Genomic DNA, 26087 nt, shown 5'->3' on the forward strand with positions numbered 1-26087 from the left:
CCAGCGCACCAAAGAACCACCTCGAATTTATCTGTGAAAACCACCGACTGCATTTGCTTTCGGTGGTTTTTTATTACAATATTCTCACCTTAATTTCGTGCCACGGGGCTAATAATGATTCAGTTCAATAATATCGACCTACAGACTTTTTTTAATGATTACTGGCAAAAGAAGCCGTTGATTATTCGTAATGCATTGCCGGATTTTGTGCCGCCGGTTTCAGCCGAAGAACTGGCCGGGTTATCACTTGAAGAAGAAGTCGAAAGCCGCATCGTCGTCCAGCATGGCGAACAAGATTATGAACTGAAAAAAGGTCCGTTTGATGAACAGACCTACGCCAGCCTGCCGGAACAGAACTGGACACTGTTAATCCAAGGTATGGATCGCTTGATTCCGGAAGTCGCCGATATTCTCAATGACTTTGATTTTCTGCCGCGCTGGCGTATTGATGACATTATGGTCAGCTATGCCACAACAGGTGGTAATGTCGGTCCGCACTTTGATCATTACGATGTGTTTCTATTACAGGCTGCCGGACAACGTCGCTGGACGCTGACTTCCGAGGATTGCAACGAAGGCAATTATATTGAAGGCGTTGATTTACGTCTGATGAAAACCTTTAAGGTCGAACAGGAGGAAGTGTTTCAGCCCGGTGATATCCTTTATATCCCTCCCAAATGGGGGCATCACGGTGTGGCGCTGGATGATGAATGCATGACCTATTCGATTGGCTATCGCAGTTATCGAGGTCAGGAGCTGTGGGACAGCTTTGGTGATCATCTCTCGGAGATGGCTCTGTTTAAAGATATCTACCAAGATCCTACTTGGCAGGTGGGTTTAAATCCAGGGGAAGTTACCCATGCCGCGGCCCATCAGGCGCAACAACTGCTGTCTCAAATTTTAGAGGATAAAAGCCTGATGAAAACCTGGTTTGGCCGTTTTGCCACGCAACTCGATCAAACCGCCGCACAGCAACTTCCGGAACCGCTGAGTGGCGAGGAAACACCACCGCTGGAGGATTTTATCGGTGCGATGCAGGTTGAAGCCGGACTGATCAAAGATGCCGTTTGTCGTTTCGCTTATACCGATATCGACGGTAACAGCCAACTTTATATTAATGGAGCGATTTGGCAGGATTTCGGCGCCGATGCGAAGTTTATCCAGCAACTGGCTAACCAGCCGTTTTTAACCGCCGAGGAACTGGATAAAGCGATGCAGAATCCAGCCAATATCGAGTTGCTATTTGATCTATGGAAACTGCAATATCTGGTATTTATTGAATGAGGTAACGATAGATTTCGCCTGTAATTAAGACGCTTATGGATATGGAATTAGTTCTAGCCACCCAAACCACTCATTTTAAAAGCCTGGAAAACCTGGCTCGACAAATCTGGACAGAGCATTACTGCGCCATTATTGGTCAGCAACAGGTCGACTATATGCTGGATAAATTCCAGTCGGCTGACGCTATCGCCGAACAGAGCCAGCAAGGACGCGCTTACTATCTGCTTATGGGCGCCGCAGATAACCCAGCAACCGCCGCCGGCTACTTAGCCTATGACTTGGCCGACAGTGATTCAGATTCGGGAAAACCACAACTGTTTTTAAGCAAGCTCTATATTCATAGTGATTTTCGTGGTCAAGGCTTGGCTAAACAAGCGTTACAAGCCGTCATCGACCAGCATCCGAATCGCGATATTCTATTGACCGTCAATAAGAAGAACCACATTGCAATCAACTTCTATCTGGCACAAGGTTTTATTAAAAACCGCGAAGTGGTCGCAGACATCGGTAACGGCTATGTCATGGATGACTACGAAATGCTAAAAACAACAAACTAGGGGTAAATCGCCCATCAGTACAATATTGACAAGTTCGCAACTCTTTGTATATTAGTAGTTACCGTCAAAGTTGAGATAAACCTATTGAAGAACTCCAAACAAGAAGACATTGTCAATATTAAGCAACTGCGCTTGGCATTGGATAATGTGCAAGCCTATGTCTATATAAAAGATAAAGACTCTGTTTATCTCTATGCCAATCAATTGACTCAGGAACTTTTTGGAATAATCAACGAAGAGGTTGTGGGGTTTCGCGATAAAGATTTTTTTCCAACGGAAACCGTTAACAAGCTTAGGCAGATCGATTTAAAAGTCTTAGCAGGCCACAGCTCCGAAGAAGAGATTGTTATTGATTACCCGGATTTGGGTAAACGTCACTATCTGGAAGTGAAAACGCCAATATACAATGATGACAAAACCGAAATAATCGCCCTGCTCGGTATCTCGACAGATATCACCAAACAAAAACAACTTGAGGAGCAGGTTCGTCAACTTGCAATTACCGATCACCTGACTAATCTGGCCAACCGCAGACAATTGTTTACTCAGCTCGAACAAGCCTATAACAGAAGTCGACGTCACAATACTTTTGCCGCTTTATGTTATTTGGATTTGGATGGCTTCAAAGAGATCAATGACCAACACGGCCACCAGATCGGTGACGATCTGCTGGTGGAAATCGCCAATAGACTGGTTAGCGAAGTCAGAGACATCGATACCGTTGCCCGCTTGGGCGGAGACGAGTTTGTCATCTTGATAGAAGATATCGGTAAAGATTTCGACTCCGCCAATAACGCCGTAATAGGGTTTAAACAAAAACTGCAGCAAATCATTGATGAACCTTATCTGATCGACGGAAATCCTATCTCGATCAGTGCCAGTATAGGATACGAACTCTTTAACGGAGCTAATGAGGCACGCTCCTACAATCAAATCCTAGACGTTGCCGATAGCCGAATGTATGAAGAGAAAAAGCAACGCAAACGCAGATAGGCCTGAAATTACAAAAAATCGCGCAAAAAACACAACCCGAAAATAAAAAAGCCAGTGAGAAAATCTTACTGGCTTTTTATTTTCAAGGCGAATTAAGAATTACAGTGTAAACACTTCAAAGCCATTATCTTTAACCATATCGACCATGGCATTATTGGTCAAAACGGCATAAGAGGCTTTACTCTCATCGAAATAGCGTTCCGCGAGTTCACGCAATTCATCAATTGTCGTTGAAATCACGCCTTGACGATAAGCCATACGAATATCCAAGCTTCTGCCATATAGCTGCTGGAAAAACGCTTTTTGCATCTCACCTGCCGGAGAACCCGGTTTATCCATGGCACTGATCACGTTGAGAATCGCTTCATCCACTTTGGCTTGCGTGGCATCACTGCCCATCAACCATTCTTTAGCGCGAGCAAAATCACTATAGGTTTCCATTAAACGGGGGTCGCGATACGAGTAGAAGACAAAGCCGCTGGCTTCAGCGTTATAAGCCGCACCGCCACCGTAGGCACCACCCTTTTCACGAATTGCCGAGTGCAAGAAACCGTTTCGTAAACACGCACCCAGTACCGCCAGTTTTGGCGCATCTGGGTGATCCGACATAACCGCAGGAAAAGCCATGGCACAGAAGTTAACCTGAGTACTGGTAACCCAAGCTTGCTTGACCGCTTGCTGATTAGCCGCAAAACTAAACGCGGATTGATTAGCATCTGCTGCCGCTTCATTGCCCCAAACACGGTTTAGTGATTCGAGTGCCGTTGGCATTCCTGCTTCATCACTGATCAAAAGCCCTTGCTTATTGGCTTGGCTGATTTTGCCTTGAATCGAGGTTAAATTGGCAGTCAACTCATCCATTGCCGTGGCGTTTTCTTTGAGCGACTCATGCAATTGCTTGATTGTTTTGATGCCGGCAAAACCGCTACGGGCAAATTTCCAACTTGCAGCCGGAGTATAGTTCTGCAACGCCGCCATCATCGCATGGCCGTGACCGTTACCGGTAATACCATGATCGATTGAAGAACGAATTTGCGATAACAGGTCTTTCAGACGCTGTGTTTCATCAAACCGAGGAGATTTCAAAGTTTCATCCATTAACTCGGTCATCGCCTGTTGATTGCGATGCAAAGCCTTCGAGGACAACATAAAATGACTGTGACAGCCATTTTTATCACCCACTTTGCTATGAATGCTGGAACGCGCCGACAACCCACCGGTCACTGCCGCTTGATGCGATTGTGTCTGCATATAATCGCGATCACCGCTACCGACCTCGGTCAAACAAGCGTTGAACAGCGGCATAACCGCCTGTTCACTGTCGCTGAGTGCCGGTAAATCGATAATCAACTGCTGGTAGGTCAAACCGTTGGTACCGCACTGGTAACTGCTGACCGGCATATCGCCAACCTTAACCGGCTCGGCATCATAATGCTTGATAGTGGTTGGAATATCATCCTTGGTGACTTCCGGCAAAATACTCGGGTCATCATGCTGCGCTTGACGTTGCTCCAAAGCAACCGCCTGATCAATAATGGCTTGTTTCTCATCATCGCTCAACCGAGCTTGAATCTGCTCAAGCTTGGCTTTTTCTGCGGCTTCATTGTTATCCGCCAGCTCGGTATCCGGTGACATCACATAACGTACACGATGCGGGTTATCAAGCAACAGCTTTTTAATCAGATTAGGAACGAAGTCGGCCGATTGGACTTCATCTTCCAGGTGTTTCAAAGCGCTATCGGTATCCAATAACGCAATCGGGTCACCATCATGCAAAGCACCACCAAGGGAATGTAAGATCAACTGCAAGCCATAAGGGTAGCTATCACCGCCTACCTCTCGTTGCGACAGTTCCAATTGATGCAACATCGCTTCGACCTGCGACTGCTCGACACCCTTATCGGCAATGCGCTGCAATTCACTGAGAATCATCTGCTCAACGGCATCGGCATGCTCGACTTCCGAACCCTGCACACCGACCACAAAAGCCATCTCTTTATTGGATTCCTCAAAGCCGCAAAGTGGTGATGGCGCATCCGCCAATTCGGTATCTTCCAGAACCTTGCGTAAAGGTGAAGCGCTGTTATCAAGCAGTACCGCAGATAGTAGGTGACCGCGCAATACATTCAATGGATCCTGGTTTTCACCCAAAAGCCACCCCAAAACAATATGGGTCTTTGCCGTGGTATCTTCTTCATCCAGCGCATAAACACCATTGATTTTTTTCGGCTCGCTATAGCGTTGCTCCAAACCGACATGAACCTGCTCAACCTTATCCTGAAAACGCGCCAAGGCGAGCTCTTCAAACTGGGTTTGGTGCTCGAGCGCGGAAATATCACCATAGGTCATGAATACCGCATTTGACGGGTGATAGTGATTTTTATGGAAATCGACCAGCTGCTGGTAGCTCAGATCAGGAATATCCTTCGGATCACCGCCGCTGTTGTAATGGTAGGTATTGGTCGGATAAAGCTCCGCCGAGAAATTCTGCCAAAGTGTCGCAATCGGCGAACTCATCGCCCCTTTCATCTCATTGAACACCACACCCTTATAGGTCAATGGCGAATTCGCATCAGTCATATCCTCAAACTCGAAACGATGTCCTTCCTGTGCGAAATCCAACGGGTCCAAATTCGGGAAAAATACTGCATCCATATAGACTTCAAGCAGATTCTGGAAATCTTTACGGTTTTCGGTCGCAAACGGATAAGCGGTCCAATCACTGGAAGTAAACGCATTCATAAAGGTATTCAATGAACGGCGGATCATCATAAAAAACGGATCACGAACCGGGTATTTTTCACTGCCACACAAGGTGGTGTGCTCTAGAATGTGGGCTACTCCGGTCGAATCCATCGGCACAGTGCGCAAGGCGACCAGAAATACATTCTGTGGATCGTCCGCCGCCAGATGGTAGTGTGCCGCTCCGGTTGTCTTATGTTCAAAATGCTCTACCGTTAAATTCAATGATTCAATGGCGTGAGAACCTTTGAATTCAAAGGCAGGATGACAGTTTGTCGAAAGCTTACTCATAATGACTCAGTTTGTTTTGATCTGTTTTGGCATAAACCTAAGGCTGTTCATACCGAAAAAAAAGGCCATTATAAAATGGCCTTTATAGGAGTTGTAGTGTCAAATAATGACTCAATCTTCAAATTCAAGATTAAAGCTTATTTATCCGCTTCAACCATAGATAGTTTGACACGGCCCTGCTTATCGACATCGATCAGCTTGACGCGAATTGCCTGTCCTTCTTTCAAGTACTGGTTAACATCTTCAACACGCTCTTCAGCGATTTGCGAAACGTGAACCAAACCTTCACGACCCGGCATATAGGCAACAAAAGCACCGAAATCGACGATTTTCTTAACTACCGCATCATAGGTTGTACCGATTTCCGGTTCAGCGGTAATCTCGGCAATTCGCGCTTTCGCCGCTTCAGCCGAAGCATCGTCAGTTGCCGCAATCTTAACATTGCCGTCGTCATCGATTTCAATCACACAACCGGTTTCTTCGGTTAAAGCACGAATAGTCGAACCCCCCTTACCGATGATTTCGCGTACTTTCTCCGGTTTAACCTTAATGGTGAAGAAACGTGGTGCAGTCCCGGCTACCGATTCATTCGGTGCCGAAATAGCCTTGGCCATTTCTGCCAAAATATGCAAACGGCCTTCTTTAGCCTGCTCCAGAGCAATACTCATAATCTCTTCGGTAATACCGGTGATTTTGATATCCATCTGTAGAGCAGTGATCCCTTCATCGGTACCGGCAACCTTAAAGTCCATATCACCCAAGTGATCTTCATCACCCAGGATATCCGACAATACCGCAAAACCGGATTCTTCTTTGATCAGCCCCATGGCAATACCGGCTGCAGGAGCGGCAACAGGTACACCGGCGTGCATTAACGACATAGAGGTACCACAAACCGATGCCATAGAACTGGAACCGTTAGACTCGGTGATTTCAGAAACCACGCGGATTGTGTATGGGAATTCTTCGTCAGTCGGCAACAGTGCCGCCACACCACGACGTGCCAGCATACCGTGACCGATTTCACGACGCCCCGGGCTACCGGTACGACCGCACTCACCTACCGAGAACGGAGGGAAATTATAGTGCAGCATAAAACGGTCATGATAAGCACCGGTTAATTCATCAACGATTTTCGCATCACGCTCGGTACCCAGAGTGGTGACCACCAATGCCTGAGTTTCACCACGAGTGAACAATGCCGAGCCGTGAACTTCCGGCAAGACACCTACCTGACAGTTGATGGCACGAACTGTCTTGGTATCACGACCGTCGATACGAGGTTCACCGGCAATAATACGGCCACGCACGATATCTTTTTGCAGCTTACCGAACATGCCTTCAATGTCTTTTGCATCAAAGCCGTCCGCATTGGTTTCGCTTACGGCTAGCGATTCAATCGCCTTTTGCTTGGCGGCATCCAAAGCCGCATAACGATCCATTTTGTCAGCAATGCTATAAGCCGCTTCCACATCAGAACGAATCAAGCCGAATACCGCATCTTTAAGTTCGGTATTTTCCGCAGCAGGCTGCCAATCCCAAGTAGGCTTACCGGCATCGCTTGCAAACTCTTCAATCGCTTGGATTGCCGCCTGCATCTGCTGGTGACCGAACATTACCGCACCTAGCATTTCAGACTCTGAAAGCTCTGCCGCTTCCGATTCAACCATCAACACTGCATCTTTAGTACCGGCAACCGACAGCTCCAAATCGGACATCTCAAGTTCTTCAGGACTTGGGTTCAACAGATATTCACCGTCGCTGAAACCGACAATCGCGGCTCCGATTGGCCCATTGAACGGAATCCCGGAAATCGCCAATGCCGCAGAAGTACCCAGCATCGCCGCCACTTCGGTACCCACTTCCGGGTCCAGCGCAACCACGGTGGCGATAATTTGCACTTCATTCAAAAAACCTTTTGGAAACAAAGGACGAATCGGACGGTCGATCAAACGTGATGTCAGCGTCTCTTTTTCTGATGGACGACCTTCACGCTTTAAAAAGCCTCCCGGAATCTTACCGGCCGCATAGGCTTTTTCCTGGTAGTTAACTGTTAGAGGAAAGAAGTCCTGACCTTCTTTAGCCGATTTGGCAGCAACCGCGGTCACCAATAAACGGGTATTACCCATTCCAATCATTACGGCACCGTCGGCCTGACGTGCGATTTCACCGGTTTCTAAAGTAACCGTGTGTTTGCCATACTGAAACGTCTTTGTAAATTTAGCCATTGATCTTCCTCTGTCATAGCATTTTGATTTCAAACGGATTTATAAAGTCTTATGCTGTCTGAAACCTGAATCCCTAAATAGCCTTCGACCGGCTCCATAATTCTTATCGAATCGCTTGCTACTTAGGGATTCAGGCTAAACGGTTAAAGCCAACTTTTTGCTTTATAAACGAGCATCCATTCTACTCTGAATTACTGAGCAATTAAAACTAATAGATGGGTTTTTATCTAAAATTCAGGCAAAAAAAAACCCTGCCAGGCAGGGTTTCTTTTGGAAAGCACTTGGATTACTTACGTAGACCTAGGCGCTTGATAAGATCTAGGTATCTCTGACCGTCTTTACGGTGAAGATAATCTAGTAACTTACGACGACGGCTAACCAAACGAAGAAGACCAGTACGAGAGTGGTTATCTTGTTTGTGGCTCTTGAAGTGCTCAGTCAAGTGCTTGATACGAGCAGTTAATAGAGCTACCTGAACTTCAGGTGAGCCAGTGTCATTTTCGCAAGTTGCGTATTCTGCAACGATTTCAGCTTTTTGTTTAGCGTCAAACATTATCTTAATCTCCATTGGATCGGCCTTAATCAAAATCCATTTCCACAGCCGATGATAGAAATGAATTTGTGCATTTTACTGATTTAGCAATCAAATACAAGCGTTTATCTTGTTTTTCGTTAAATAATCAGTGTTTGCCAAAACCATGCATATAGTGGCCAAGTGCTGAAATATCATCACCCATGTGGCGCACAAGGTTATCTAGGCTAACAATCGCGTTTTCCAGAATATTTACCGCAATAAAAGGTTCTTCAACTTTTAGACGGTCATACATAGGACGAGTCAACAACAAACATTTAACCCCTTTCTTACCGGCGGTTAAGCGTAAGTTACGCGGCTTGCGGTCAAAGAAAGACATTTCTCCAACCAATGTCCCTTCGGACTGTTTACCGACTTCGGTAGTGTCTTGACCGTCATTACTGGTCAACTTCACCTTGCCTTCGATAACATAGGCCAGGAAATCACCGATTTCACCTGCATCGGAAATAACCTCACCATCTTCATAACTCTTCTCTAACAGATAATGTGTCAGCTTTTCTACTTCACCAATAGTCAAAGACTCACAAATGTTATGCTCTTTAAAAAATGTTAACAACTCTTCAGCTGACATGTTAATCATTAGTATTCTCCTCATCGCACGCCGGATTGCGTGTTCTCTTCAATAAATATCCATTCAATTTCGAATTTAGCGCCGCAGTGATGTTTTTATAATGGCTTACGCGCTATAAAACTGGCGACCGGACGCCCGTCCGCCAATGTTTCTATTCTATCAACAATTATTTCATAGCCTGCAAAAACTTTTGCCAATTCATTTTTTTGCAAAATGAAGTTAGGGTTTTTCGGTGAGCCGAAAGCTTCAACGCCTTCGACAAATGTCTGCACCAACACTATGCCGCCAGGCTTCACGTGACTCTGTATATAGCCAAACAGTTCACGATTAAGGAAACGAATCATCAATATAATATCGCTGCCCTCTACAGGCAGGCAGTTGTCTTTTTTGACATCACAACATTTGAACTTAACACTGGCACCGGACTGCGTTGCCAATTGTTTGGCGCGTTTAAGCACCTTCTGCTCATGATCGATAGCCAGTACATTCATACGCTGTTTAGCCAGAAAAATGGCATCGCGTCCACCACCGCAGCCGATATCCAAAACCTGCGCGCGCTGCGAAGGTTGCAGAGGCAACTGTATGACTTGCTGCTCCAGCATCTCCACCAGATCTTTCACCAACGGACAGGGTTGCCATAAAGTCCTGCTCTGCTTGCCCGGTTCAAAGGCATCCGGCATGCTCTGCATCCACTGCTCGATGGCAGCGGCAGAATCCAATACCATCGAGCCGATAACCTGATAGTTTTTACTATCGAGTAAAATGCTCGCCGCTTCGATTTCGTCTTTGCTGCCAACCAGATACAAACTTGCCGGTGGTGCCGGTAATGCATTCAGGCTTTGCGCTAAATCGTTCCACGCCAACCAGGTCGAATTTTTAATATGCCCGGCGATAAAATCGGCACGAGAACGTAAATCCAAAATGCCGTCGGCTTTATCAAATACTCTCATCAATGGTTTTCCGCCCCAGAGGCCTGTGCTGCAGCAGTATCAAGGTTAAATACGCGCTTTGGTTTGAGCACGTGTTTATCATGCATCCACTCACCGACGGCAATACAGACATCATCAAAATAAAAACGCACCAAATCGGTCTTCGGTTGCGGCAATGCCAATTTACCACCATGACGAACCAGATTGGCTTGCTCGGCATTTAAATCGATACGCTGCAAATGACTTATGGCGATATCGATCGGCTGTAAACAATTATCCAACTGCTCTTCAATCTGCTCCAGACTGAGCATCTGGTCACCACTAATGGTACCGGTTTGGGTACGGTGTAGCGCGGTTAAGTGACCGACCGTACCCAATGCTTTGGCGATATCCTCACCCAAAGTACGCACATAAGTGCCTTTCGAGCACTGCACATCAAACACGATCTGATCGGCGCTGAATTCAACCAATGCCAACTGATAGATATGAATGGCGCGAGGTGGTCGCTCAATTTCAATTCCCTTGCGGGCATAATAATAAAGCGGTTTACCCTGATACTTGAGTGCCGAATACATCGGAGGAATCTGTTCAATATCGCCGAGGAATTTTGCCAAGGCTTGTTCAATCAATGGCTTGCTTAACTGCGGAACCGCCAAGGTTTCAACAATTTCACCTTCGGTATCACCAGTATCGCTACGCTCGCCCAGTTTTAAGGTGGCGGTATAGCGTTTATTGGAGTCCAACAACAAACTGGAAACCTTGGTGGCCTCACCCAAGCAAATTGGCAATAAGCCGGTGGCAAACGGATCCAGTGCCCCGGTATGCCCGCCTTTATTGGCGTTAAAAGCACGAATCACCTGCTGCAGAATGCCGTTGGAAGAAACGCCTGCCGGCTTGTTTAGCAATACGATACCGTTAACGTGACGGCGCGGCTTACGGCGTCTAGGCATTTGCTTGGCTTTTTTGGTCGGCTTTGTCGCCACAGCCGAGACCGGCTCATCAGAGCCGTTCTGATGCTGTTCAGAGTTCATATTTTCAGATTCAATCATAATCAATTGCGAATTAGGATTTCAGCGCCTTATTAATCAAATCTTCAATATACTGAGCATTCTCCGGCACTTCGTCATAATAGAAACGAATCTGCGGCACAATGCGCAAACGTAAACGGTTGCCGATTTCGGAACGGAAAAAGCCTTGTGCTTTCTGCAAAGCGGCCAAAGTTTCCTGCACCTCCGGATCGTCTTTTTTATGCCCCATCAATGCAAAATGGATTTTAGCGATACTTAAATCCTTACTGATTTTACAATCGGTAATACTCATTTTTTTAAAACGCGGGTCTTTCGATTCATGCACCAACAATTCGGCAATGGTACGGCGAATCTCTTGCGCCACGCGAGTTGGGCGACTGACACTTTGATTACTCATAAATTTACTTCTCTTAAATCAAAAAAGCCCCATTGATTGTTTGGCAATCAAGGGGCTGGAACAAACCCATAAACGGGTTCGCTAGTGTTCAAAGGTTAATTAATCCAATGTACGCTTAACTTCAACGCGCTCGTAACACTCGATCTGGTCTCCAACCTTAACATCGTTGTAGTCCTTAACCCCGATACCACACTCGATACCTTTCTGTACTTCGTTGACATCGTCTTTAAAGCGGCGAAGTGACTCAAGCACACCTTCGTAGATGACCACGTTATCACGTAATACACGGATAGGGTTGCTACGCTTAACAAGACCTTCGGTGACCATACAACCGGCAATCAAGCCGATCTTAGGCGCCTTAAAGACGTCACGAACGTCAGCCACACCAACAATGCGCTCTTGAACTTCAGGAGCCATACGACCTTCAATCGCACGTTTCACTTCATCAACGATCTCGTAGATGATGCTGTAGTACTTCAACAGGATACCTTCGTTATCGATAATGCGCTTGGCAGAGGCATCGGCACGAACGTTGAAACCGAAAATCAAGGCTTCAGACGCTAACGCCAAGTTAGCATCGGTCTCAGTGATTCCACCCACACCAGATGAGATTACGTTTACACGTACTTCATCGGTAGACAGTTTCGTTAACGCATCAGCAATCGCTTCGATAGAACCTTGTACGTCCGCTTTCAGAATGATGTTAACGTTCTGAATATCGCCTTCGGCCATCTTGTTGAACATGTTCTCAAGCTTCTGCTTCTGTTGACGGGCAATTTTCAATTCTTTGAACTTACCTTGACGGAATGAAGCCGCTTCACGCGCTTTACGCTCGTTCTCAACGGTGATCATCTCATCACCGGCAACCGGCACACCAGATAGACCCAACAACTCTACCGGAATAGATGGACCTGCTGATTCAACGTTTTCACCCGAATCACCGATCAAGGCTCGAACACGACCGTATTCCATACCACAAAGCACGATATCGCCTTTGCGCAAGGTACCCGACTGAACCAGTACCGTTGCGACCGCACCACGACCCTTATCAAGACGCGATTCAACCACGACACCTTTAGCATGACCTTCAACCGGCGCTTCTAGTTCAAGAATTTCCGCCTGTAGAGAGATCGCATCCAATAGTTCATCGATACCCATACCGGTTTTCGCCGATACCGGAACGAACTGGACATCACCACCCCATGCTTCTGGAACCACCTCTTCGGCAACCAGTTCTTGCATAACGCGATCCATATTCGCGGTCTCTTTATCCATTTTGTTAACGGCAACCACAATACCGACACCCGAAGCTCTAGCATGCTGGATCGCTTCTTTGGTCTGCGGCATTACACCGTCATCGGCGGCAACTACGATAACCACCACGTCAGTGATTTCGGCACCACGTGCACGCATGGCGGTAAACGCGGCGTGACCCGGAGTATCGATAAAGGTAACACCACCCATATCGGTATCGACATGGTAGGCACCGATATGCTGGGTAATCCCACCGGCTTCACCGTGAGCAACCTTAGCTTTACGGATATAGTCAAGCAACGAGGTCTTACCGTGGTCAACGTGACCCATAATGGTAACGATTGGCGAACGCTTAACCGTTTCACCGTCGTATTCCTGGTTAACCACTTCGTCTTCGACCGTGACTTCGTTGAAAGCGACCGGCTTATGCCCCATCTCTTCAACAATTAACATCGCCGTTTCCTGGTCAAGCACTTGGTTGATGGTCGCCATAGTACCAAGCTCCATCATCATAAACTTGATAACTTCACCGGCTTTAACCGCCATTTTTTCTGCAAGTGAAGACAAGGTAATGCTTTCAGGAACCTTAACTTCGCGAACAACCGCTTCGGTAGGCTGTTGGAAACCGTGCTGGTTTTCAGCTTGCTTGGCAAATTTCTTATTACCGCCACGACGCATTTTAGGAGTACGGTTGTCATCAACAATACTACGTCCTTTGCCCTTGCCAGCAGCTTTTTTATGACCGCCTTTTGGTGGGCCGTCATTGCCATCATTTACCTTGCGGGTTTCATGATGTTTCTTATCTTTTGCCTTTTTGGAGGCATTCGAATGATCTTCTTTCGGGGCCTTCGGCGCAACATCAACGATGTCCTTGCTATCGACCTTGCCGTCTTTTTTAGCGTCTTTGCTATCTGTCTTTGCAGCAAAAGCTTTATCTTCGGTTGCAGCAACAACCGCTTGTTCAACAACCGGTGTTTCGACAACCGTTTCTTCAACGGCTACTTCTTCTACCGGTGTTTCTTCAACAACTTCTTCCGCCACTTCAGGCTTTTTCACGTAAGTACGCTTCTTACGTACTTCAACATTAACGGTTCGCTTACCGCTACCTGAACCTGCTGATAGATTCAAAGTCTGCTTACGGCGTAAAGTCACCTTCTTAGGCGTGTCCTCTGCCTTTTCACCGTGCAAACCTTTAAGGTAGCTTAAAAGTGTACGCTTTTCTTCTTCAGATAAAGAATCGCTTTCTTTCTTACCTTTGATACCTGATGCGTCCAGCTGTGAAACCAGTTTTTCAACAGAAAGGTTGAGAGTCTCTGCAAATTTTTTTATTGATACTTCGGCCATTACTCTTCCTTTTATTGTTATTCAAACCATGGTGCACGCGCTTTAAGAATCAATTCTCCAGCAGCCGCTTCATCCATCTCTACGTATTCTAATAATTCATCTGTGCCTAGCTCAGCCAGGTCTTCTTGAGTAATCACACCGTTTTTAGCTAACTGCTTAGCCATTTCCGGGGTCATACCTTCTAATGCCAACAAGTCTTCTGCCGGCTCAGCCATCGCGGCCTTTTCTTCTTCGGCAATCGCTTGAGTCAACAAGGCGTCTTTGGCACGCTGCTTCAATTCAGTGACCAAGTCTTCATCGAAACCGTCGATTTCCAACATTTCCGCTGCCGGAACATAAGCCACTTCTTCAATGGTTGTGAAACCTTCGGCAACCAATACGCTAGCGAAGTCTTCATCAATATCCAAAGCGTTGGTGAAAACATTGATCTGATCCTGAGATTCGGTTTCATGTTTTTCAGCCATTTCCGACTGAGTCATCACATTCAGTTCCCAACCGGTCAGTTCCGATGCCAAACGGATGTTCTGACCGTTTTTACCGATCGCCTGAGATAGCTGTTCGTCTTCGACCGCCAAATCCATGGTGTGCTTATCTTCATCAACCATGATCTGCGTCACTTCAGCAGGCGCCATCGCATTGATGACGAACTGCGCATCGTTCACATCCCAAAGGATAATATCGATACGTTCACCAGACAATTCATTGGTAACGGCCTGAACACGACCACCACGCATACCGACGCAAGCACCGATTGGATCTAGTCGAGGATCGTTGGCACGCACCGCAATTTTCGAACGGAAACCGACATCACGCGCCGCACTCATAATATCGATCAAATCATCACTGATCTCAGGCACTTCGATCTTGAACAATTCTATAAGCATTTCATTACAAGAACGTGACATAAACAGCTGAGGGCCACGTGGACGGAATTCTACGTTCTGCAGATAAGCACGGACGCGATCGCCGATGCGGAATGTCTCACGACCAACAAGTTGGTTACGGGGGATAATCGCATCAACGTTATCGCCCATATCCAAAATCACATCACCACGGTCAACACGTTTCACCTGACCGGTTAGGATTTCGCCTACGCGCTTCTCGTAAATTTCAACAACCTTCTTGCGCTCGGCTTCACGAACCTTCTGGATAATAACCTGCTTGGCCGTCTGAGCACCGATACGACCGAAATCAATCGATTCCATCGGTTCTTCGATATATTGACCTACTTCGATATTTGGATCGATATCCACCGCATCCATTTCACGGATGTACCAGCCAACGTTGTCTTCGATCGCTGTATCGTCTTCGATAACTTCCCAACGACGGAAAGTCTCGTAATCACCTGTGTGACGGTCAATGACGACACGAGCGTCAAGTTCATCGTCATGGCTTCTGCGTGTCGCAGTTGCAAGGGCTGTTTCAATCGCGTCAAAGATAATCTCTTCATCGACACCCTTTTCGTTTGCCATAATCTCTACAACAGCTAATACTTCTTTGCTCATTTCAGTCTCACTCTAAAATCTAGTTATTTTGTGCAAATATTCTTTTAAAATTTCGGTACCACATTGGCCTTTTCGATCAGGTCAAATTCTATTGGATAGATTTCACCGTCGACTTCTAACTCTATACCGCTTTCGGTCACCTGAGTCATAATGCCTTTGAAACGTTTACGACCTAGTACCGCAATGCTACTGCGAACTTGAACTTCCGAACCTTGGTAGCGTTCGAACTGTTCCGGAGTGAACAATAAACGGTCCATCCCCGGTGAAGACACTTCCAAACGGAATTCACTGCTAATAATGTCTTCAACATCCAATACAGCACTGATTTGTTTACATACAGCATAGGTCTCATCCGAGTTAATGGTGCCGTCTTCTTTTTCGATAAAAATACGCAATAACGTATGTCTACCTGCCGGAAGATACTCCATACCCCACCAAACAAAGCCCATGCCTTCTACTGTAGGCTGTAAAGCATTTTGAATTTTTTCTTCAATTGTCACTGAATTTGTCTACCAATAATTCGAAGTTTAAATAACAAAAAACCCCGTAAAAACGGGGTTTTTAAAAATTCAGGCCACAGCTAAATGACTTGATTTAGCTATCCCTGAGAAAACTTTTTAAAAAATCTGCGGAAATTGTAAAGCCTTTTCCCGTTTTGTCAAGGCTTATCATGCGCAGGACAACCCTTACCGCAAACAAAAAACATTATATTTTAATAACTTAGAAAATAACAAGGATTAAATAAAATATAAAATTCACGCTTTTCTGCTGAAAACAGGTTTATCTTAACCCCATCTTTTGCAGTTTAACAAAAATCAACGCCGTCATTAACGCATCATTAGCGGCGTCATGCTGGCCGAAATTCGGCAGCTGCAAATGCTTTAGAATGCTATCAAAACGCAAATCGATATTCGGTTCTATACAGCTGCGCTTAGCCTCCCGTCTGGCATATAAATAATACAGCTCGGACACTTCTATTTTAGGGTTGGGCAGCTCAATACCGAGCCAAGGCTTAATCACGCGATTGACCATAGCGACATCGAATTCCAAATAATACCCCACCAGTGTCGCACCGCGAATAAACGCCAAAAACGCTTTGATCGCATCTTGCTCGGTTGCATAAGCACTCTTGCTATCCTCAACATCGATATTACGAATCTGATGCACCAAAATGCTTTGCTCGGCAATTTCCTGTTCTTGTTTAACCACCAGATTCAAACCTTGACTGGTAAGAATTTCATCGCCAACGATTTTCACCGCACTTAAAGTGATAATACGGTCATTATTGCGATCTAAACCGGTGGTTTCGCAATCAAAGCAGACAAAGCACCCAGCTTGAGCCGGTTCAAACAGATAAGCGTAGGCATCATCTTTTAGCGCGGCCTTTTGTTGATTGAGGCGCCGTTCATTTAACCAGGACTTGATCGTGTTGAACATTACATCATGCTCTCAAGCTTAAAGTGCTGAACAATGCGCTTTTTAAAGACATCAACCACCGCAAAGCTTTGCTTAAGGATATCCTGCTGGCGATGATTCAAGCTCGCCAAGCGCACTTTGTTATCCGGAATTTCCACACCTTCTGCGACCTGCGCCAACATCGACTCTAAACGCAAGGTATTCAGGTAGTTAAGGGTTTCCCCAAGCTCGATACCGAACTCCTGCTTGAAAATCCCCCTATCCATCAATGCCTTGATGCGCCAATGGGTATTGGTCTGCTCAATCCCGGCTTCCAGCGCATAACAACGTACCCCATGGACTATCGGGAAAATCCCGCCTTTTTTAATATCGATCAGATTCTGTTCGCGATCTTTACCGCTATCAGCCTGCAAGCCACCAAAAAAACCCACCGGAGTATTAAATTGCAAAGCGCCTACGGCAAAATGGCGTAAAAAAACAGGATAGTCTTCCTGTTTTTGTCGCAATGTCTGCTTTATTTCGGTTAACCACTCGTGCTGCCCATAAACCGCTTCACCATCCAACAAAATGGCTGCATACATAAAATTGGTGTCCGAGGGGTTCTTGAACCAGTTTTCGACTTTGAGCTTAAAATCGCTGATACTCATACGCCATTCGGGGTTAGACAACATGATATTGCCCGGACAAGGCGGAAAACCGATTTTCTGCATCGCCGCAGTAAAATCGGCTGCAAATTGGTCAAGCAACGACAACTGATCTGCAGCCAAATCGTCACTGTAAACCAAGGCGTTATCCTGGTCGGTGCGAATCACCTGCTCGGAGCGGCCTTCACTCCCCATGACAAAAATACAAACCTCATCTTGCAAAACTTGCGGCAGTAAAATCTCAATCAGTTTATGAATCATCTTGCGATGCAACTCGTTGACCAGCTTGGCGATATAGTGCGTTTTAATACCCTTACGGTTCAAACTGTTAATCAATTCGTCAATCTGTGGGCCGATGACCACCAAATCATCAATCGATTCGACCTTCTCGACCTTAAGCAATACTAAGCCAGGCTGATTGGCAAACAGCGTCATTAAATCTTTCTGATGCAAAAAACCGGCAAAGCCATCATCGCGTCGCACCACCAAACGGTCGATTTGGTAACGGGTCATTTTTAATAACGCATTAAACAGGTAATCGAATTCATGCACCGAATGCACCGGTTTATTAGCGATTTTACCGACCACACCGGGTTCGGTTAACAAGCCATGGGGTTCGCAGGCAACCATACGTAGGATATCGGCATTGGTGACAATTCCCACTGAACCATCATCATATTCCACCAAGCAGGCATCGGAACGCACCGCCAGCATTTTTTGCGAAACCTGCAAAATCGTGGCTTGTTCCTTAACACTGACGTGCTTTTGAATCGGAGCATTGCACACCGTATTCATCATCATTTCAGTGGATGCTGCCGCTTGCATGGTTTGGTGAACACGATTAAGTTTATCGACAATCGAAGTATTGAAGAAGCCGCTGAACTTAGCATGGCCTTCAAGGTTTTTTAAAAAAATGGCCGCAGGCATTTTATAGGCAATGGTTTCTTCCAACACTTCATAAAAAACCTTTTTATCGGCTTTGGCGAAAATCTCCGCATCACCAAAAAAACCGCGCACACTGTAATGCGAAATAATCGCACCATCCCTTATTTCGGCCACCTTACCTTTGATAATGATATACAGATAACCGCCATGCGCTGAAGAGGTTAAATCAATTTTGCTATGTTCAGGAAAATAGCTGACATCCATGCTGTCGGCCAGCTTGTATAAATCGGCTTGCGGCAGTTCGTCAAAAGGTGTGATTTGGGAAAGAAAATCGCGTTGTTGTGCTTGAGCCATCCTAACCTCTTTGTCCGTAACAATAGACCAATCATAACGTGAAACGATTTTGTTAGGGTAAAAAAAAAAGGGTGCCGAAGCACCCTCTTTTTCATCAGATAATAATCGAGTGATTATTTTCCGTGAGCTTTCGCCATGAACTCTTCTGTGTCACCACGATCACTTGTCATCAAGCTGACAACAACAGTAACCAATACCGCAGCAGGAACAGAATAAAGTGCTGGGTTAACCAGTACGTCTAGTCCTAGCATTGTTGTTTCACCGAAGAACTTACTGAATGTGAACAGTAGAGATAGAACAAGACCAACAGCCATACCCCAGATAACAGCTTGGCTAGTTAGCTTCTTCCACCATACAGCAAATACCAGAGCCGGAGCAAAAGTAGAAGCGGCAATACCGAAACACATACCAACAAGCATCGCTACGTTTTCAGACTTCAACCATACAGACATCGCGATAGCAACGATTGCCAGGAAGAAAGCACCCATTTTAGCGAACTTAAGTTCTTGCTCATCAGTTGAATCAGGGTTGATAACACCTTTATATAGGTCGTGCGCCAACGAAGATGTCGCAGAAATCAATAGACCTGCAGAAGTGGAAAGCATCGCTGCCATCGCACCGGCTGCAATCACACCCATCAGGATCTGACCACCCAACATGTCACCCAACATAGGCATTGTCATGTTTTTCGCTTTACCAACTTCACCCGCAGCAATCATTTTTAGTAGCTCAGGGTATAGCGCATACATAGCGATCAGACCTACGAAGAAGATAGCTGCATAAAAGATCGCTAGACCCCAGATAGTGATTTCAGCTGATTTACGAGCTTCAGTCGCATTAGATACGGTATAGAACTTGATCAGGATGTGAGGAAGACCCAACACACCCAAGAACAATGCAAGCACCAGAGACGCTTGGTTAGCGAAGTCACGCAGACCGACACCCGGAGTTACCGCAGAAGCCGCTTCTGGCATCAATGCACGAACTGCATCTACCGCTGCACCGGGATCAGACGCTGCCGCCGCTGCCGCTACTGCTGCTGGGTTAGCTGCTGCCAATTTAGCTGGAACCATGTGCTCAGACGCTTCGATAACACCCGCTGGGTTACCACCGAATAGGTGAATAATACCGAATATCAATAAGAACAGCATCGCACCGAAAAGGATCGCGCCCTGAATCGCTTGGTTATAAGAAGTCCCTTTCATACCACCAACGATTACGAATAGCGCCATCAAAGAACCTGTTACCAATACAGTCGGCAGGTAATCCCATCCAAGTAGTAGACCAAACAGGTGACCGGCACCAACGATCTGAGGAACAAGATACATTACACAAAGTACTAATGTTGAAAGCATGGCAACAGTACGGATTTGCTTGGCGTTATTACCGAAACGCGCATTCAGTACATCTGCAACGGTAAATTTACCAACGTTTTTCAACGGGCTGGAGATCGCAATCAAAACCACAATCCAAGCCGCGAAGAAACCGATAGCAAGCCACCAGCCATCTACACCAGACAACGCAACCGCACCGGCCACACCCAAGAAACTTGCCGCAGAAGCATAGTCACCCAGCATAGCTAGACCGTTAACTTTTGGCGAAAGTCCGCCCCCAGCAACATAATAGTTAGCTGTTGAAGCCGTAGAACGACGGTGATAAAAACTGATGTAGACAGATAGTAAAATACCCAGACCTACAATGGTCAATGCAACCAAATTTTCCATTAGTTAGACTCCTCTTCATCCATCTTTTTCAGATAAAGACGGGTAATGATGACACCTGTGACAATCACCACCAGGCCTCCCCAGATTGCTAGTGGAAGACCAGCAACATCAGCCGCTGCAACATCTTTGAAGCTAGCACTTACCATCAGCGCAACCCCAAAGTACAGGACTGTGTAAATAGCCAATAAAATGGCTCCATACTTCACTTTACTTTGCATAAAGCTCCTCTCCTCGTAAACAATTGTTTTTATAGTGATTAAGTCCATCAATCAGCCTTCAGGGCATTACCCCAAAAACCAATGGACGCACTTAAAGACCATACAATTATGGCTTTTAAAAATACGTAGTTAAAATAAGTATTTTTAATCTATAGATATATCCGGCATCGGAAAATTTACGTAATCCACCAATTTAGGATATAACAGCTCAAACCCGCCTGTATGCACAGGCAGATTCTTGCATTCTTTTGACAGCTAAAGACGTTACTCTCAAGCTATTAGGAAATCTCCTACTTTTGAAATTGTTCCAGAATGGATGGATCTTCTAAAGTAGAAGTGTCTTGCGTGATCTCTTCGCCTTTGGCGATAGTTCTCAGCAGACGTCGCATGATTTTACCGGAGCGCGTTTTCGGCAAGTTGGTACCGAAACGGATATCATCCGGTTTAGCAATCGGACCAATCTCTTTGGCAACCCAATTGCGTAGTTCTTGAATCAGTGCATCACGTTCAGCGCCTTTTGGGATATCGACATTCAATACCACAAAGGCTGCAACCGCTTCACCTTTCACATCGTGAGGTCGACCCACTACCGCCGCTTCCGCGACCTTTTCATGGGCAACAAGTGCCGACTCGATTTCCATGGTTCCCAGACGGTGACCGGAGACGTTCAATACGTCATCGACACGACCTAGAATCCAGAAATAACCGTCCTCATCCTGGTAAGCGCTATCGCCAACCACATAATAAGGCACGTTTTCCAACGGGAAATAAGTCGATTTATAACGTTCAGGCTGACCCCAAACGTTACGAATCATTGATGGCCATGGTTTTTTGATAACCAATAGACCACCTTCACCACGGCCCAGCTCATTGCCCTCTTCATCAAGAATAGCGGCATCGATACCTGGTAATGGCTGCGTACATGAACCTGGTTTTAACGGTGTGACCGGGAAAGGGGCAATCATATGAGCACCGGTTTCCGTCTGCCACCAAGTATCGATAATCGGACATTCACCGCGTCCGATAACATCGTGATACCACATCCAGGCTTCAGGGTTGATTGGCTCCCCTACCGTACCAAGCAAGCGCAATTTAGACAGGTCATACTTGTTCGGCAGATCGGCACCGAATTTCATCAAAGCACGAATCGCAGTTGGCGCTGTATAGAAAACCGTCACATTATGGTCTTCACAGACTTGCCAGAAACGGCCTGCATCAGGATAGGTCGGCACACCTTCGAAAATCACAGTTGTCGCCCCCACAGACAGAGGACCATAGGCAACATAGGAGTGACCGGTAATCCAGCCCACATCGGCGGTACACCAGAAAACGTCATCGTCTTTCAGGTCAAACATCCATTCATTGGTCAAATGGGCATTTAATAAATAACCACCGGAACTGTGCTGAACACCTTTTGGTTTACCGGTAGAACCGGATGTATAAAGTAGGAACAATGGATGTTCGGCATTGACTGGAACCGGATCATGGTAGTTGCTCATACCGGCTTCGGCTTCCATCCAATCCATATCACGGCCTTCTTGCATCGGCACATCCAGATCGGTACGGCGATAAACGATCACCTTCTTAACATGGTCACAGCCTTTTTCCAAAGCTTCATCAACCGCGTCCTTCAAAGGAATTGTCTTACCACCACGCAAACTGGCGTTAGCGGTAATCACCATTTTGGCACCGGCATCTTCAATACGGTCACGCAAGGCTTCAGCGGAAAAACCACCGAACACCACCGAATGGATCGCACCGATACGCGCACAAGCCTGCATAGCGAATACGGCTTGCGGGATCATCGGCATATAGATGACAACGCGATCACCTTTTTCAACGCCCTGCGCTGTCAAAGTGTTGGCAAAACGGCAGACCTGATCATGCAGTTCTTTATAGGTATAGGTTTCCACGCCGCCCTGATCACCTTCGAAGATAATCGCGTTCTTGTCGCTCTTGGTAGCCAAGTGGCGATCGATACAGTTATAGGAGACGTTCAGTTCACCGTCAGTGAACCATTTGAAAAAAGGAGCTTCGGATTCATCCAATCCGACTGTGAAAGGTTTTGTCCAAGACAGTTTTTCTTTAGCTAAATCCGACCAAAAACCAACATTATCCTGTTCAGCTTTGGCCCTCATTGCCGCTAAGGTGTCTTCATCTATCGCGACCGTCTGTTTGACTTTCTCATTTGGCTGAAAAAGACGAGTTTCGGTTAAGATCGATTCAATATTAGACATGGGGTCTCCTGCAATAATTATTCTTATATGAGACCAGCAAGAAATATCGAAAGAGGAGATTGGTAGCAGTCTAAGTTACACCACCGAATACCCTATTATAACCACTCGACTATTCTGTTAGCGCCGAGCGTTATATCCTTCAACGTCTCAGTGCTAAGTCTCCTAATTATATTTAGGATACTCGGACCAGCTACTTAGGACTTGGAGAATCACTTCAAATTGTAATGCGTGATTAATTGGCTTTTTCGCCAAAAATTTAACTTCACGCGAAATTAGTGCAAAGTTTACCATCGAAAATTTAAATTGAAAGAGCAAGCCGCGACTTTCTCCCTGTTAATTCAAGGCTTTTCAACAAAAATAATTTATCCGCTAAGAAAACTTTTTAAGTCCAACCGCCAAACTTTTTGTTGATTAGCCTTTATCTCGACCATAAGTAAGTTATCATTTATTGCATTAACCCCATGATTCAACTAGCTTTAAACAATCTTTAAACGACTAAAACACTGCACTTCCAATTAATTATCAGTAAAAAGAGTTCAGGATTTTTTATGCGTTGCTTTATTGCCCTACCCATTGACCCTAACACCCGTGGCACTTTGCATAATTGCTCCCTGCGACTGCAAACCCAACCCTGGGCACACCATATCAAATGGTTCAACGCCGACAACTATCATCTGACTTTACAGTTTATCGGTAGCAAGGTTACGGCTGATAAAGTCGACCAAATCACGCAAGCAATGGATAACTGGCTAGAGAACATTCCCGCCTTTGAGATTCGCATTAAGCGCATCGAGCTGTTTCCCGATAACAGCGCCCCGCATACCATTACTGCAACAATTGAAAACAATCCCCGCTTGAACCGGCTCGCCAAATTAATCGCAGACAAACTCTCCACCATCGGTTTACAACCAAGCCAAAAAAGCTTTCGTCCGCATATTAGTCTGGGACGAATAAACACTAAAGCCGGTAGCAAAGACTTTTTGATTCCGCCAGCGCTTAATCAAGTAAGCCAATTTGATTTAGCCTTAAGAGTCGATACAATCACCCTCTATCGAAGTGAGCTGACGCAAACAGCGCCAATTTACACCGAACTGAAAAGCATTTATTTAAACAACCATTAATCAACAAAATCATTAGGCCTATATCCATGAATGTTAGCCAAGCCATCAAACAACGTCACTCCTGTCGCGCCTTTACCGAACAAAGCGTTGCTATTGATACCATTAAAACGATTATCGATACCGCCAAATACGCGCCATCCGGTGTTAATACTCAGCCTTGGCAGGTAGCGGTGTTAAGCGGTGAGAGCAAACAAAAGCTGTCCGAAAAAATGGTCGAGGCGTTTCGCAATAAACAAACCGAGAGCATGGATTATCACTATTACCCGCAAACCTGGACCGAGCTCTACAAAAAACGTCGTGTCGCCACCGGTATCAAACTTTATGAAGCCTTGAATATTCAACGAGAAGATAAAGCGCGTAGATTGACGCAATGGGAAGCCAACTATCGCGCTTTCGATGCCCCGGTGATGTTATTGTTCTTTATCGACAAATCACTCGAGACCGGCTCTTATCTGGATTACGGTATGTTTTTACAGAACATTATGCTACTCGCCGAAGAACAAGGCCTAGCGACTTGCCCACAAGGTGCTTTAGGAGAGTTTCCAAGCATTGTCAAAGCGCACTTGGAGATTGCCGAGAACTGGAATCTTTTAGGCGGCATGGCATTGGGTTATGAAGATAAAGAACATCCGGTCAACTCTTATCGAACCGATCGTGTCGAATTGGAAGAGTTTTGTCAGTTCTTCGAATAAAAAGTAAACCTCTTAAACTTCTCTTTTTATTTTTTAAGGAAAAACAATCGCCTCACACAGTTTGAATTTATTCGAGAAATTTGATGAAATCGAGGTTAGCAGCCTGTTTTTTTATATCAAAAAAACGATTTATCTGCATCAGCGTAAATTCCATTTAAATAAACTGGGAGTTTAAAGATGAGCAAAAAATCAACCCTTAGCAACCTTCAAAAAGCTTTATCAATGGAGTTAACTGCAGCACACCAATATCAGTTACACGCCAGCGTTTTATCTGATTGGGGAATTGATATCCTCTCTGAACAGATGCGTAAAGAGATGAGCGAAGAGCTCGGACATTCAGACGCATTTATGGAACGCATCATGTTCTTGAAAGGCAAACCAGTTCTCAAAATGGCGAATACACCTGTTATGGCGGAATCTCTGGTTCAGATGTTCAAGACCGATTTAGCGGATGAAAAAGAAGCGATTAAGTTTTACACCAAAGCCGCACAGCAAGCTGCCGAAGAAGGAGATATCGGAACAAGAACCCTGTTTGAAAAGATCGTCATGGATGAAGAAGGTCACATGAGCTGGTTAGAACTACAGCTAGACCTAATCAAACGCATGGGTGAGCCGGCCTATATAGCTAAACATATGTCGGCTATAAACAACCATTAGACATAGTTGTGAAGCCCTTTAAAACTTAGACACAACCACTAAGTTAATCTAACGGGCTTCTCCTTACCTTTTCTCGATTCTTCAGCCGAGTTCGTTGTTTGGTCACTTTATTTGGGCAAACAAATAAAGTAACGTGAAGCCTATTCGGTTCAGCTAAGACAAAGAAAGAAAATTAAAAAAGACTTCGCAACCAACACACCAAATTTAATTGTACTCTTATCCTAATTGTCTAAGTTCGTTGCGAGGGCTTTTTAATATTTTTAGAACCTTGATTTTATCTAAAGCCCTCACCTTACTTTGTTGCTTGTCCAACAAAGTAAGCAAAAAAAGACACCCTGCTCCATAAATAGGCAGGTTCTAAAACTCATTCACTGAAAATCCTGAACTCGCTTCGCTCGGACAGCAGGATTTTTAATCGTTCATT

Annotated in this window: 21 protein-coding genes; 6 read left to right on the plus strand and 15 right to left on the minus strand. The window is 45.6% G+C overall.

Annotated features, from left to right (window positions below):
- The first annotated feature begins 114 nt into the window (after positions 1-114).
- The 3 genes from FE785_RS06295 (at position 115) to FE785_RS06305 (ending at position 2834) form a co-directional block, all read left to right on the plus strand.
- Positions 115-1284 (plus strand): cupin domain-containing protein, encoded by a 1170-nt coding sequence (locus FE785_RS06295; RefSeq protein WP_138564940.1) that lies wholly within the window; start codon positions 115-117, stop codon positions 1282-1284.
- A 41-nt stretch (positions 1285-1325) separates the two neighbouring features.
- Entirely contained in the window at positions 1326-1841 is a 516-nt protein-coding gene (locus tag FE785_RS06300) for a GNAT family N-acetyltransferase (protein ID WP_202978286.1), read from the plus strand.
- 84 nt (positions 1842-1925) lie between these two features.
- Positions 1926-2834, plus strand: coding sequence for a diguanylate cyclase domain-containing protein (locus FE785_RS06305; protein ID WP_138564942.1), 909 nt, complete (start codon positions 1926-1928; stop codon positions 2832-2834).
- A gap of 99 nt (positions 2835-2933) precedes the next feature.
- On the opposite strand, the gene FE785_RS06310 is transcribed toward FE785_RS06305, so the two are convergent.
- From FE785_RS06310 to acs, 15 genes are all read right to left on the minus strand, one after another.
- A complete protein-coding gene (locus FE785_RS06310) occupies positions 2934-5867 on the minus strand; it encodes an insulinase family protein (protein ID WP_138564943.1) in 2934 nt (977 codons plus the stop codon).
- Between the two features lie 137 nt (positions 5868-6004).
- Complete coding sequence (gene pnp / locus FE785_RS06315; RefSeq protein ID WP_138564944.1) at positions 6005-8095, minus strand: polyribonucleotide nucleotidyltransferase; 2091 nt, start codon at positions 8093-8095, stop codon at positions 6005-6007.
- 286 nt (positions 8096-8381) lie between these two features.
- Positions 8382-8648, minus strand: a complete 267-nt coding sequence (gene rpsO, locus FE785_RS06320) for a 30S ribosomal protein S15 (protein WP_138565813.1) — start codon at positions 8646-8648, stop codon at positions 8382-8384.
- A 127-nt stretch (positions 8649-8775) separates the two neighbouring features.
- Positions 8776-9267 carry a Crp/Fnr family transcriptional regulator gene (locus FE785_RS06325; protein WP_138564945.1) on the minus strand — a complete coding sequence of 164 codons (492 nt, stop codon included), beginning with the start codon at positions 9265-9267 and terminating at the stop codon, positions 8776-8778.
- 86 nt (positions 9268-9353) lie between these two features.
- A complete protein-coding gene (locus tag FE785_RS06330; RefSeq protein ID WP_138564946.1) occupies positions 9354-10208 on the minus strand; it encodes a methyltransferase domain-containing protein in 855 nt (284 codons plus the stop codon).
- On the minus strand, positions 10208-11236 hold the full coding sequence (gene truB, locus FE785_RS06335) for a tRNA pseudouridine(55) synthase TruB (RefSeq protein WP_238696224.1): 1029 nt from the start codon (positions 11234-11236) through the stop codon (positions 10208-10210). Before truB ends, FE785_RS06330 begins: the two co-directional genes overlap by 1 nt.
- A gap of 13 nt (positions 11237-11249) precedes the next feature.
- The gene (rbfA, locus tag FE785_RS06340; protein ID WP_138564947.1) at positions 11250-11612 is read right to left on the minus strand and encodes a 30S ribosome-binding factor RbfA; all 363 of its coding nucleotides are present in this window, start codon (positions 11610-11612) and stop codon (positions 11250-11252) included.
- 99 nt (positions 11613-11711) lie between these two features.
- Complete coding sequence (gene infB, locus FE785_RS06345) at positions 11712-14210, minus strand: translation initiation factor IF-2 (protein WP_138564948.1); 2499 nt, start codon at positions 14208-14210, stop codon at positions 11712-11714.
- Positions 14211-14227: 17 nt separating this feature from the next.
- The gene (gene nusA / locus FE785_RS06350) at positions 14228-15715 is read right to left on the minus strand and encodes a transcription termination factor NusA (protein ID WP_138564949.1); all 1488 of its coding nucleotides are present in this window, start codon (positions 15713-15715) and stop codon (positions 14228-14230) included.
- 44 nt (positions 15716-15759) lie between these two features.
- Positions 15760-16215: a ribosome maturation factor RimP gene (gene rimP / locus FE785_RS06355; protein ID WP_138564950.1), complete on the minus strand. Its 456-nt coding sequence runs from the start codon at positions 16213-16215 to the stop codon at positions 15760-15762.
- A gap of 280 nt (positions 16216-16495) precedes the next feature.
- The gene (locus FE785_RS06360; protein WP_138564951.1) at positions 16496-17152 is read right to left on the minus strand and encodes a 3'-5' exonuclease; all 657 of its coding nucleotides are present in this window, start codon (positions 17150-17152) and stop codon (positions 16496-16498) included.
- On the minus strand, positions 17152-19014 hold the full coding sequence (locus FE785_RS06365) for a DUF294 nucleotidyltransferase-like domain-containing protein (protein WP_138564952.1): 1863 nt from the start codon (positions 19012-19014) through the stop codon (positions 17152-17154). The genes FE785_RS06360 and FE785_RS06365 overlap by 1 nt, the downstream gene beginning before the upstream one ends.
- Positions 19015-19127: 113 nt before the next feature.
- Entirely contained in the window at positions 19128-20738 is a 1611-nt protein-coding gene (locus FE785_RS06370; protein WP_138564953.1) for a sodium/solute symporter, read from the minus strand.
- A complete protein-coding gene (locus tag FE785_RS06375) occupies positions 20738-20956 on the minus strand; it encodes a DUF485 domain-containing protein (protein WP_138564954.1) in 219 nt (72 codons plus the stop codon). Before FE785_RS06375 ends, FE785_RS06370 begins: the two co-directional genes overlap by 1 nt.
- A gap of 290 nt (positions 20957-21246) precedes the next feature.
- The gene (gene acs, locus FE785_RS06380) at positions 21247-23193 is read right to left on the minus strand and encodes an acetate--CoA ligase (protein ID WP_138564955.1); all 1947 of its coding nucleotides are present in this window, start codon (positions 23191-23193) and stop codon (positions 21247-21249) included.
- Positions 23194-23741: 548 nt separating this feature from the next.
- On the opposite strand from acs, the gene thpR reads away from it, so the two are divergent.
- The 3 genes from thpR (at position 23742) to FE785_RS06395 (ending at position 25663) form a co-directional block, all read left to right on the plus strand.
- Positions 23742-24314 carry an RNA 2',3'-cyclic phosphodiesterase gene (gene thpR, locus FE785_RS06385; protein ID WP_138564956.1) on the plus strand — a complete coding sequence of 191 codons (573 nt, stop codon included), beginning with the start codon at positions 23742-23744 and terminating at the stop codon, positions 24312-24314.
- Between the two features lie 26 nt (positions 24315-24340).
- Positions 24341-25006, plus strand: coding sequence for a nitroreductase (locus FE785_RS06390; RefSeq protein WP_138564957.1), 666 nt, complete (start codon positions 24341-24343; stop codon positions 25004-25006).
- A gap of 177 nt (positions 25007-25183) precedes the next feature.
- Positions 25184-25663 carry a bacterioferritin gene (locus FE785_RS06395; RefSeq protein ID WP_138564958.1) on the plus strand — a complete coding sequence of 160 codons (480 nt, stop codon included), beginning with the start codon at positions 25184-25186 and terminating at the stop codon, positions 25661-25663.
- Positions 25664-26087 lie beyond the last annotated feature (424 nt).

It is taken from the genome of Thiomicrorhabdus sediminis (assembly GCF_005885815.1).
In the GTDB taxonomy this organism is placed as follows: Bacteria; Pseudomonadota; Gammaproteobacteria; order Thiomicrospirales; family Thiomicrospiraceae; genus Thiomicrorhabdus; species Thiomicrorhabdus sediminis.